The following is an 11365-nucleotide window of genomic DNA, read 5'->3' on the forward strand; positions in this document are numbered from 1 at the left end:
AAAAATTCCTTCCTTTTGAGAGACGATTTATTCATTATACGCTCTCTTAAAAGTTGTCTCAGGAATCAGCTTACATCCAATATTTATGATGCAGTCATTGATAATGTGGTAGACACGGAGATGAACAAGCGGAAGGATATCATTGCATCATTTACATCTAAGAACGATATAGAAGAAATTCTTGATAAGTTAGTTGATTCCGCAAAAGAAAGTGCAGTAATATTTCATCAATTTGAAAATAGGAGCGGAGATTCACAGCTAATCAATGATGTTTCTCAAAAGTTAGTAAAGCAAGAATTTTATCTAATTAGTAAATTAATTAACGATTATGTTGGAAGAAAGAAGAAAGATAAGACCGATAGCAAGTTGGATGAGTATTATGCTAGCTTCATTGTTTATGGATCGAATGGGGTTCTACTTAATGCTGATGGAGATTTCGAGAATGAAACAGAATTTATTAAAATGTGTTTAAAAAAACTGATTCAGGACAGTTAGCAGAAAATAACAACTTAATTGAGAAAAAAGATAACTCAGGGCCAGAAGCATTAGGTCCAATACAAATCATGGGCGAAAGGAGCAGTGATACACTCAAAAACTAATCGGTAAGAAACTATATTTTTGCGTCGGGGTTGACAGTAATCGCTTCTATAAATTCTTTATGATCATCCCGTGGAATAGAGATTTTAAACAAAAGATCTGTCCAAAATCTTTGTAGGGCTGTATAGTCGACTTCATAATTTTTACCATCCCATTTAATTATATTATGAACAGACTTCCTATTAAACGGTTTTGCTTCTGCAATATATGCAGTGTATGCCATCAAAAATATCGGACACAGTTCCAATATCCGTAATTTCATTTCTCGCATGCTTATTTTATGTCCATCTCCAAAATAATCTAACATTTGATGAACGATATCGTCATCTAAAAACCAATTTAATCCTCATTCTTTTAAATCTATTTTCTTAAAACGACTAAAATTAAAGACCCGGATTTAAAATTGAACTGCAACACTGAGCCAAGTATACAAATAGGCCATAGAGACCTACGCTTGATAGTGACCAAACAAATCAAGAAAGGACTTCTCTATGACCCAGATCAAGCATACTACTCAACGACATTACCAACAACTTCAACCCGAGGAACGCGGTGAAATTCAAGTGCTCTACGAGCAGGGGAAATCTGCCCATGCGATCGCTAATCATCTACATTGGACAGTTAGTACAATCATCCGTGAGTTAAAGCGTGGTACGGTTTTGCAGCGTAATGTGGACTATCAGTACTATACCCGTTACTTTGCTGATAGTGGTCAAATAAGCTATCAAAATCATCGCCTTCATTGCCATTCAAAAGGGCTTCTCAAACACTGCTGGTTCAAGCCCTACGAGAGCGTCCTAGAATCCAAAGCGTCGATAGCTTTGTTCACTACTTCTCGCAGATTCATCCAACCTCCCCTAAGCCATCAACACCGACCGTTTATCGCTATATTGATCGTGGGTTGTTACCAATCAAAAATGCCGACCTGCCTGAAAAGCTTCGTCGACGAATCAAACGTCCAGGAAAGCATCACGAACGGTTGAATAAGAAGCGCTTAGGCGCTTCAATTGAGAAGCGTCCAACTAGCGTTCTGAAACGCGAACATTTTGGTGACTGGGAAGGCGACCTGGCTAAGGGTCGACGAGTGTCTAGCGAACCAGCTATCCTGACGTTAACCGAACGTTACTCACGATATGAAATCATGATCAAGTTGCCTAACTACCACGCGCAGACCTGCTATCAAGCTCTCCAAGAGACCATTCGTCTTTATGGATCGGCGGCTTTTAACAGTATTACATTCGACAATGGTGCCGAGTTTGCCAAACTTAATCAGGTAAAAGGCACTCAAATCTACTACGCTCATCCTTATTCCCCTTGGGAAAGAGGAACCAATGAAAACCACAATGGGCTTATCCGTGAGTACATTCCCAAAGGCAAATCACTTCACCACTACGAAGTAGTGTCTCCTAAATGTTGCACTTGATTTGACAATTTGGGCTAAAATTAAAGATATACATTCCTCTAACGTATTATCTCCTCAATATGATATATATGCCGCCGACGAAGCCCACATCACTTATGATACGGACTCCCCTCATTAATCATAAACGCCCGATAAATCTGCTCCGTCAGCACCAACCGCATCAACTGGTGAGGCAACGTAAATTTACCAAATGAAATTTGGGTATCCGCGCGATCGAGAACTTCCTTTGACAGACCAAGTGAACCACCAATCACAAACGTAATATCTGAATGACCATAGGTGGTTAAGTCCGCGATCTCCTTAGCGAAGGCCTCAGAAGATCGTTCTTTACCCAAGATTGCAAGTGCATATACGTACTCGCGATCTTTTATTTTGGCCAAAATCCGCGAACCTTCTTTATCCATCACATCATCCATTTCCGCTTGGCTCAGAGATTCAGGAGCCTTTTCATCGGGAACCTCAACGATCTGAAACTTGCAGAAACGCGATAACCGTTTGGCGTATTCAGCAATTCCCTGTTTAAAATAGGTTTCCTTTAATTTTCCAACGACAACTAACTTGATATTCACGATCACATTTCCTCCAAAATTAATTTGTCTGTGTACAAAAGTGGGCTTATAAACAAGTTGTCCACAAAGTTATCCACAGGTTTATGCACATAACTATTATTTTTGGAACCCGCATTTTTTTCAGAATTGTCAAGAGCCAAATTACTTATCCACAAAATTGTGGAAAACATCTGTTCGCAATCTACTGATGCAAACCTTATTATACCAGTAATCCAGCGACCAAACAAAAACCGATTTTATCCCCAATAAAGTTATCCACAATTTCTGTGGATAACTTTGTCATTTCGGGGGATAACTTCTTAATGTTTATATATCAATAATTCAACCAAGCTTGTGGATTATCCACAAAGTTATCCACAGGTAAAATGTGGATAGATCTCCCTTCTTTAATTTGTTCGTTAATTATTTACACGGAATTTACATAGTAGTTCGGCTTTTACCCATCATGTAGGGGCAAGATTCGTCGATGCTCCTTAGACCGTTCGGAAACGGGTTATCAGTTAAAATTCAAATGGCAAAAATGTTCATTTTCCTCATTTTTGACGTCACTAAAAATCATTTCCACCATCCCTTACGTATTTACTTAATAGAGGTGATTAAAATGGTTATTAAAATTCAATCTGTTAATCATATGAACGCATTTCTGCTTCCCGATAGTATCCGGCCGCAAGCGGCACACTACAATGTTTTTCAAGCAGACGATGGGGTCATCCTGTTCATTCCTGTCAAAAACGTTTCTGAATAAATTCGGCTGAGAGGTGAACCTTGTAACCAAACACAGCAGCCATTCCAAGATTTGGAATGGCTGCTGTGTTTGGATTCTGGGCTTCGCTAATGATTATCCCGCCTTATTTACTTGCTTCACTCAATACCTTGTTAGTTGCTTTTTGATTCAACGTAATCGTGCCAGTCTTCTTATCGCCTTTGTGGTAGTAAGTAACCGAAATCTTGTCGCCGATCTTGTGTTTATACAAAATATCTCTCAACTGACTCTGTTCAGTAATGTTCTGACCGTCAAGGTTGGTAATAACATCGTATTTGGCTAATCCTGCACGTTTAGCAGGTGAATTAGCGTTCACTTGAAGAATGACCGCTCCTTGGGTAACACTCTTAGGAAGCTTCAATATGGAGCGTTGCTGCTCTTCAGAAACATTGGAAAGGTCAGTATAACCAATTCCCAGTGCCGGTCGAACCACTTGACCGTTCTTAATTAGTTGATTGATGATTGTCACAACTTCATTACTAGGAATTGCAAAACCCATTCCTTCAACGCTGGTTCCCTGTTGATCAGAAGCCAACTTCATTGAGTTGATGCCAACCACTTGACCAGCTAAATTGATGAGGGGACCACCTGAATTACCAGGATTAATTGCCGCGTCGGTTTGAATAACCGTTGCGTTACCAATTTGTTGACCACTCTCTGAAGTTTGCGGAACTTCTCGCTTCTTAGCAGAGATAATTCCTTGGGTCACCGAGGTTGCGTATTGAGAACCAAGTGGCGATCCAATTGCGAGAACCGGTTCGGCAACCTTGATGTTATCTGAATTACCAAACGTTGCCACTTTATTGACCTTGTCGGAGTTAATCTTAATAACTGCCAAATCAGTGACAGCATCCTTCCCGACAACTTTAGCGGAAACCTTAGAACCATCACTTAAAATGATCTCGAGGGCATTGGCACCGGAAACCACGTGGTTGTTAGTCACAATGTAAGCACTATTGCCACTCTTCTTGTAAATGACCCCAGAACCTTCACTGGATGCTTCCAACTCGCCGCTCTTCTTACTCTTACTAGAAGAAGTATCACCACCAAGAATGCCAGCCAGCGTATTGTCGCTTTGGCTTTCACGTTGTAAGTTGATGACAGAGACAACGGTACTCTTAGTTGAATTAAATGCCTGTTCGGCTTGGGTACTGAGGTTCACTTTCATGTTACTGATCTTGGTGTTGCCATTCTTATTACTACCAGAAATTAATTCTGTTCCAGTACTACTGCTATTGTTATCAAAGTACGAAATACCACCATAAGTAATCCCGCCGCCCAAAGCGCCGGCAATTACAGCAGTTGCAATTAATTTTCCAAAACCATTTTTTTGTGCCAATTAGTGTTCCCCCTTCTCTTTCTCTATTACATTCTAATAATACCTTATTTTTTTGAAAAAAGTGTGTTGTAAACTTTATAAATCTCTAAAGGAAATCTAAACAATCATTAAAGGCGAAGCTTCTTCTGGCTCCGTATCATATAACTTGAAGTCTTTGCCAACTCCCATATCGTGATCGGCCAAGATCGAAGCAACCGTCAAATGACAGAGTGATTTCATGTTATTGTGCTGGCTGCGATGACCCAAGAAGACCTTCTTAGTCCGATGCCCAATGACGTCCAACATAGTATTGGCCCCATCTTCATTTGACAAATGGCCCTGATCACCTAAGATTCGTTGCTTCAATGGCCAAGAATATTCGCCGTTTTCCAGCATTTCAATATCATGATTACATTCCAGTAAATAGCCATCGGCGTCCTTGATGACACCTTCCATCCGATCAGAAACGTAACCAGTGTCAGTTAAGACGACAAAGGATTTATTGTGATGATGAAACACGTAAAATTGTGGTTCGGCAGCATCGTGTGACACCGAGAAACTTTCGACATCCAGATCGCCAAAATCTTCAACGGTATCAGGCGGAAAAATGTTCTTCTGCTCATCAGAAACTTTGCCAATTCGAGAACTCATAGCATCCCAAGTTCCCTGATTTGCGTACACACTCATGTGATATCGACGGGCCAAAACGCCAACGCTTTGACGGTGATCTGAATGCTCATGGGTCACAAACAACGAATCAACATCGTTGAGATCCCGACCAATCGATTTCATCAAATTCGCAATTTTTTTACCACTCAACCCAGCATCCAGCAAAATCTTGTGCTGCGGGGTTTCGATATAGGTCACATTACCAGTACTGCCACTGGCAAGCACACTAATCTTCATATCATCATTATCCATTGTTATTCTTCCCAACATTAATTATTCAGATGAAACTTGACTATTTTTCAGGTTCTCATTAGTTTCCTTAATGATCCCACCAGTAAATGCGTTAATCCGTTTGATTTGAACCTGAGTGGAATTTTGCGGCTTAATCGCAATGATCCAAGTTGGAATAAACACCCGGTCATCATCGATCGATAATAGTTTTGTGTAACCTAACTCTGTCCAGGCAACTTTGGTGTTGTTTGGTATCTCATTATACTGATATAGCCAAATTAATGCACGGGTTTCTGATATAGTTTCCGATTTTTCACGCAAACTCTTAATATCCTGGAGATAGGTTTGACTGTAACTCACAATTTGGTGATTTGAATTCAACGCAAACCTAATTTGGGCTTCCGAGGAGTACATGAGTCCCCCCATGGCCTTCTGTGAATAGACGATGGTTCGCGAGGTTGAAAGTTGTTTGTTATACGTATATTCATCACCAAATAGGATAAAGGTGGGATCAGACATCATCCGGTTAATCGTCTTTTGCGGGGCATCTGCACTGACCGTGACGGGTTCTTTAAATTCACTCTCCAACTCGTGACCAATGTAGTGGGGAGTCTGATTGACCAGCTGGCCCATTTGATCTCGAAGTAAATCATCTTGGGTTCCGGAAAGGTAGTAGGCAAAGCCCTTTTTATTGGACAAATCATCTACCTTAATTTGATCATTTCGCATTTCTTTAACAATCTTTGCGTTTGAATCGCCCTGCGAAACGTTTTCCGCCTGCAGATCGGTGTTCTTTTGAAACATGCCAAACAAGAAGATATCGATCGCAATAAAGGTGACTAAAAAAATGATTTCAATCCGCCGAAAGTTCATTTAACTCCCCCTCCTTCCCTAATAGTGATTAATCATTGACGTATAGGATTGCCACTTACCGTTATAAAAGATGTACCAATCCGGTGTTAAATTGACCAGCAATGGTGAGTTCTTATCCTTTTGCCAACCGTAACCAATTTGAATTTTCTTAATGTCTTTCACTTTATAACCGCTATTGACCAATCGTTTGATCAATGTAGCTGTTGCTGGTAACGTCGAGTAACCCTTTTTACTTGGAATCGGCACTTCCGGATTATCAAGTGAAAAGTTCATTCGCTGGGCACTGGAATTGATTGTTCGAGTCGAAATCGTGCCAAAGCCATTTGCCCGAAAAATCGGGAATCCTTCGACAAACGTGCGGTACATCACGGTCCGACTGCCACTATCGTAATCAAAGAACCGCACGTTATCCAATGGCAATCCCAGATCGGATAACTTGTTATAAGAGTTATTCAAGACAGAAGTCATATTCTGGCGATTTTTATTGGGCCGATAATCAGAAAATCTCCCCATCCGGGTTTTCGAGTTAAACATCAATTCCATCGAATTCTGATCACCATAGATGACCACATTCTTGTGGCGTTTGGCATTAATATTTTGAGAATCATCGTTACTCAGCAAGCGACTGACGTAGTAATCTTCTGACTGACGATCCACCAGATACTCGTAGGGTTCCATTTGAACCGAGGTGTTCACGTAAACCAACGGCTTTTTATTGAACAACTTAAAGGTTGCTGGAATTGTTCGCATACTCAATTTCAGGACATTATTCAATGATTTCAAGCTGTGTTTCTTTACTTTAACCTGATACACTTTGAAATCTTGATCGTTCAGCAAATAAATCTTCGTCGAATCAGTCGTCGGCAGCACAATTCTCGTTACCGTATGATTCGGAAATTTCTTGAAGCGATTGTTCACATTATTGTTTAAAATTTTCATCGATACCGGCGTTGGATAGCTCAACATAATGGAATTTGGCTGGTTGGCAATTTTGAAATATTCAGTTTGCGAACCACTACTGGTTTCTTTAATGCTGGGGTCTTGGTAGTCGCGCATCGTCTTTTTAACTTCGGCGATCACATTGACCAACCGGTTAACCATGATCTTTTGGCTGCCCTCACGGTTGGTATAAACCGCCTGAGTGGGCGTATAGACATAGTGCTTTGGCTTAATCATCGATTCAGTTTGCGAGTTTTGATTGGTATTTTGTTTGCTGCGGTAGTTAGCTGGATTCGTCCAAAGAACCATCGAAAGAGTAAGACTGACAATAACCGCAATGGTTAAAGCAATTGGTATCAAGTATTTACTAAACTTCATCCCATAAGTCCTCCTCTTTTATTGGTTCATATGGCAGGGCAATATAAAATGTGGAGCCTTTTCCTTCGACACTTTCAACCCAAAGCTGACCTTTAAGTGCCTCAACCACTTCTTTAGAAATTGCAAGGCCAAGGCCACTGCCACCTTGTTGACGAGAACGGGCCTTATCAACTCGGTAGAACCGATCAAAGATGTGAGGGATATCTTTACGCGGAATCCCCAGACCTTGATCACTGATGCTTAAAATGACCTTATTGCGGGTCTCATAGAGCCGACAGGTAATCACACCACCATCTGGCGAGTATTTGATCGCATTATTCATTAAGTTATCGAGAACTTGGGTAAATCGGTCGGTATCCAAATCTACCCAAAGATCGCGGTTCGTGAACTTTCGTTTAATCGTATAGGTTTTTTCCGGATGATCATCCTTTTTGAGGATCATGTCAAAGCGGTTCAAGACATAGTTGAAAAGTTCGTTGATATTGACGAGTTCGACTTCTATCTTCTGGGTACCCGAATCCATTCGTGACAAGGTGAGTAAATCATTGATCATCCGAATCATCCGGTCGGTTTCATCTTGGGTCACTTTAAGAAATTTGGGTGCCAGCTTGGGATCCTTCCAAGCACCATCGGACAAAGCTTCAATGTAGGACCGCACACTGGTTAACGGCGTTCGCAGTTCATGAGAAACGTTGGAAACAAATTGCTTGCGGTCCTGATCGATTCGTTGCTGCTCGGTGATATCCCGGAGAACACAAACCAAACCACTGATAAACCCAGATTCCCGCTGAATCAGTGAGAAATGGGCGTGAAGGATTAAGCTGTGGTCGTCACTAGAGAAGTCAAGAATCAGTTCATCTGGTTTTTCCAGTAAATCCCGCAGACTATAATCTTTGCGAATATCCAGCACATCAAGAATTGATTGACCCATGGCTTGATTTTCATCACGATTCAAAAAGCTGGCCGCCGTTTCGTTGATAATGATGACATTACCTCGGCGGTCGGTCGCTAAAACGCCATCGGTCATGTTCGCCAACACTGAATCCAGTCGCCGGCGTTCAGATTCCGTTGATTCATGGGACTCTTCGACCCTGACTGACAAGTTATTAACAGCACTTGCCAATTGGCCCAACTCATCATTTCCATACACATGAACTTGACCAGAGTAATCGCCACGGGCAATCCGAATCGTTTGCTTCTTCATTTCTTCAATCGGCCGGGTAATCGCCCGCGAAATAACGATTGAGATGAGTAACCCCAAGATAATCGCGATCGATGCGGCAAACAAGAAGATCACCGTAATATTGTTAATATTCTGATAGACTGTATCCAAGTTTGCCTTGGTATAAACGACCCCAACGATAGTGCTGTTATTTCCAGAACTCTTAATCAACGGCGAAATAAGCGTATAGTATCGCGTATCCGTTGTTGAGTCATAAGTATTCTTTTCGATGGTCGTTCGGCCATAGATCGCATTTTTGACGTTATCATCGGTGGTTTTTTGACCGACAACCACTTGGTTATTGACTTGATTGGTTCCCCGAATGGTCCCCTTTGTATCAATAACCTGAATTTGCGCGTTATTCGGACTATCTGTATCATTTAGAATTGTCCGAATTCGCCGATTAGCAGCCGTTTCGTTGGTCCGTGATAATTGCGTAGTTAATGAATTGGTTACGTATGTCTGAAGCTGGATTTGATTTTTAAACGTTGATAGGTTTTGATGTTCCAACTGTCTCACAAATACGGCCCCAACAATTTCAAGGGTGACCAGTAATACCAGTGCAAAAACCAGCGCGATCTTAAATTTGATTGATTGATAAAACTTGATTCGATTATTCACAACCAGCTAATACCCCTTATGTTTGAATTCATTAAATCTAGGCTTGGTCACTTTCTGGATTTCTGAGGTAATAACCAACCCCACGGCGGGTTACTAACCAGGTTGGATGACTTGGGCTGTCTTCAACTTTTTCGCGGAGTCTTCGAACGGTTACATCCACGGTTCTGACATCACCAAAATAATCGTAGCCCCAAACGGTTTGGAGTAAATGTTCACGAGTCATTACTTGGCCAATGTGTTGAGCTAAATAGTGCAATAGTTCAAATTCCCGGTGGGTTAATTCAATATTTTCACCCCGTTTAGAAACGGAATAAGCCTCTGGATGAATGACCAAGTCACCAATCTTAATGTCTTGGTTATCATCAGCTTCATTAGCGTTGTTGTTACTAGTTCCCTGACGGCGCAAGTTGGCCTTTACCCGGGCAACCAGTTCACGGTTAGAGAATGGCTTGGTAACGTAATCGTCGGCACCTAATTCAAGGCCCAACACTTTATCCAACTCTGAATCTTTGGCCGTCACCATGATGATAGGGGTGTCCTTGGTCTTACGAACTTCTCGGGCAACTTCCAAGCCATCGACTTTTGGCAGCATTAAGTCCAAGATGATCAAGTCTGGATCAACGTCCTTCACTTGTTGCAACGCTTCTTCACCGTCGTAAGCTACGGAAACTTCATAGCCTTCTTTAGTTAAATTAAATTTCTCAATATCAACGATTGGTTTTTCATCGTCAACTACTAGAATTTTCTTTGCCATTAACAATTTCTCCTAACATGGATTTGGTATTGTTATTTTTCTTTTTCATTTAATTGCACACGCCAACATGTTGCCATTATAACACAGCTCATTTGTCGCGTAATAAATCCGAATAATGTCCGCATCCGCCCTCAAATCGTTTAATAGCAAGTGGACAAAATTTGGAAAAAGTCCAAAAGAATTCACAACTGGAATTACTTTTAGAAAAGCTGTTGCAAAATAAAATTTCATATGCTATTATATTTAAGTCGGTTAGTAATGGGCAGTTAGCTCAGTTGGTAGAGCAACGGACTCTTAATCCGTGGGTCCAGGGTTCGAGCCCCTGACTGCCCACTAACAATATTTAAGTAGCAGCCATGCAGCTTTAAAACGCCGTGGTTGCTGCTTTTTTTGATTTTAATAATCCGATTTAATTCGATTTACACGTAATCAATGGTAAGCAAATCGGTAGACCCTAAACATAACTTAATATATTTAATGTGCCAGCCCTGAATTGGTATACATCCCTTTTTGATGAGGGATGTTTTTTTATGCTCCCATTCATCAGCCCAAAAGTATCAATTTCCTGCATTATCAAGCATCTTAGGTTTAGCTTGCGATACCATCGCTAGATAGCACCAGAGAAGCACTTACTGGCACGCCACTAACAAAGCTGCTTCCAAATACCAACATTTACCAACAAGTTAGCTACCGCTTTAAAGCTAATCAATCATTGTCAGAATGGGCTTTTACGATGGTTAAAGTAGTCCCAATGAAACCCCTAAAGTTGCTATTTTATGGCATCGACGTTGTGGTTTTTAGGTTCATTTGATGAACTTAGAAGCTGTCCAAGATCTATGCTTTTTTGATATACTTTGGATGTAAGCTGATTCCTGAGACAACTTTTAAGAGAGCGTATAATGAATAAATCGTCTCTCAAAAGGAAGAAATTTTTACATGCCAACTCGTTACGACAAAGAATTCAAACAAAACATCATCAACCTATATAAACAAGGCGAATCAGCCGCC

General features: G+C 41.0%; 9 protein-coding genes, 1 tRNA gene and 1 pseudogene. 4 read left to right on the plus strand and 7 right to left on the minus strand.

Annotation, left to right across the window (positions count from 1 at the left end; all coding sequences use genetic code 11):
* A partial coding sequence (locus KTE19_RS11050; protein ID WP_217342296.1) for a hypothetical protein occupies positions 1–495 on the plus strand: 495 nt, incomplete at its 5' end.
* A 593-nt stretch (positions 496–1088) separates the two neighbouring features.
* A pseudogene (locus tag KTE19_RS11055) lies at positions 1089–1990 on the plus strand (IS30 family transposase); the annotation flags it as partial.
* Positions 1991–2109: 119 nt separating this feature from the next.
* On the opposite strand, the gene rlmH reads toward KTE19_RS11055, so the two are convergent.
* A complete protein-coding gene (gene rlmH / locus KTE19_RS11060) occupies positions 2110–2589 on the minus strand; it encodes a 23S rRNA (pseudouridine(1915)-N(3))-methyltransferase RlmH (protein WP_217162153.1) in 480 nt (159 codons plus the stop codon).
* Positions 2590–3190: 601 nt separating this feature from the next.
* On the opposite strand from rlmH, the gene KTE19_RS11065 reads away from it, so the two are divergent.
* Entirely contained in the window at positions 3191–3334 is a 144-nt protein-coding gene (locus KTE19_RS11065) for a hypothetical protein (RefSeq protein WP_217162155.1), read from the plus strand.
* Between the two features lie 103 nt (positions 3335–3437).
* Here KTE19_RS11065 and KTE19_RS11070 read toward each other — a convergent pair whose 3' ends face one another.
* From KTE19_RS11070 to yycF, 6 genes are all read right to left on the minus strand, one after another.
* On the minus strand, positions 3438–4691 hold the full coding sequence (locus KTE19_RS11070) for a S1C family serine protease (protein ID WP_217162157.1): 1254 nt from the start codon (positions 4689–4691) through the stop codon (positions 3438–3440).
* 96 nt (positions 4692–4787) lie between these two features.
* Entirely contained in the window at positions 4788–5591 is an 804-nt protein-coding gene (locus tag KTE19_RS11075) for an MBL fold metallo-hydrolase (protein ID WP_217162159.1), read from the minus strand.
* Positions 5592–5612: 21 nt separating this feature from the next.
* Positions 5613–6443 carry a two-component system regulatory protein YycI gene (locus KTE19_RS11080; protein ID WP_217162162.1) on the minus strand — a complete coding sequence of 277 codons (831 nt, stop codon included), beginning with the start codon at positions 6441–6443 and terminating at the stop codon, positions 5613–5615.
* A gap of 18 nt (positions 6444–6461) precedes the next feature.
* A complete protein-coding gene (locus KTE19_RS11085; protein WP_217162164.1) occupies positions 6462–7760 on the minus strand; it encodes a YycH family regulatory protein in 1299 nt (432 codons plus the stop codon).
* Entirely contained in the window at positions 7750–9603 is a 1854-nt protein-coding gene (gene walK / locus KTE19_RS11090; RefSeq protein ID WP_217342297.1) for a cell wall metabolism sensor histidine kinase WalK, read from the minus strand. The genes KTE19_RS11085 and walK overlap by 11 nt, the downstream gene beginning before the upstream one ends.
* Before the next feature lie 37 nt (positions 9604–9640).
* Positions 9641–10357 (minus strand): response regulator YycF, encoded by a 717-nt coding sequence (yycF, locus tag KTE19_RS11095; protein WP_217162168.1) that lies wholly within the window; start codon positions 10355–10357, stop codon positions 9641–9643.
* A 260-nt stretch (positions 10358–10617) separates the two neighbouring features.
* Between yycF and KTE19_RS11100 the strand changes: the two genes are divergently transcribed.
* Positions 10618–10690: transfer RNA gene (locus KTE19_RS11100), tRNA-Lys, on the plus strand.
* Positions 10691–11365 lie beyond the last annotated feature (675 nt).

The organism is Lentilactobacillus dabitei, from assembly GCF_019061365.1.
In the GTDB taxonomy this organism is placed as follows: domain Bacteria; phylum Bacillota; class Bacilli; order Lactobacillales; family Lactobacillaceae; genus Lentilactobacillus; species Lentilactobacillus dabitei.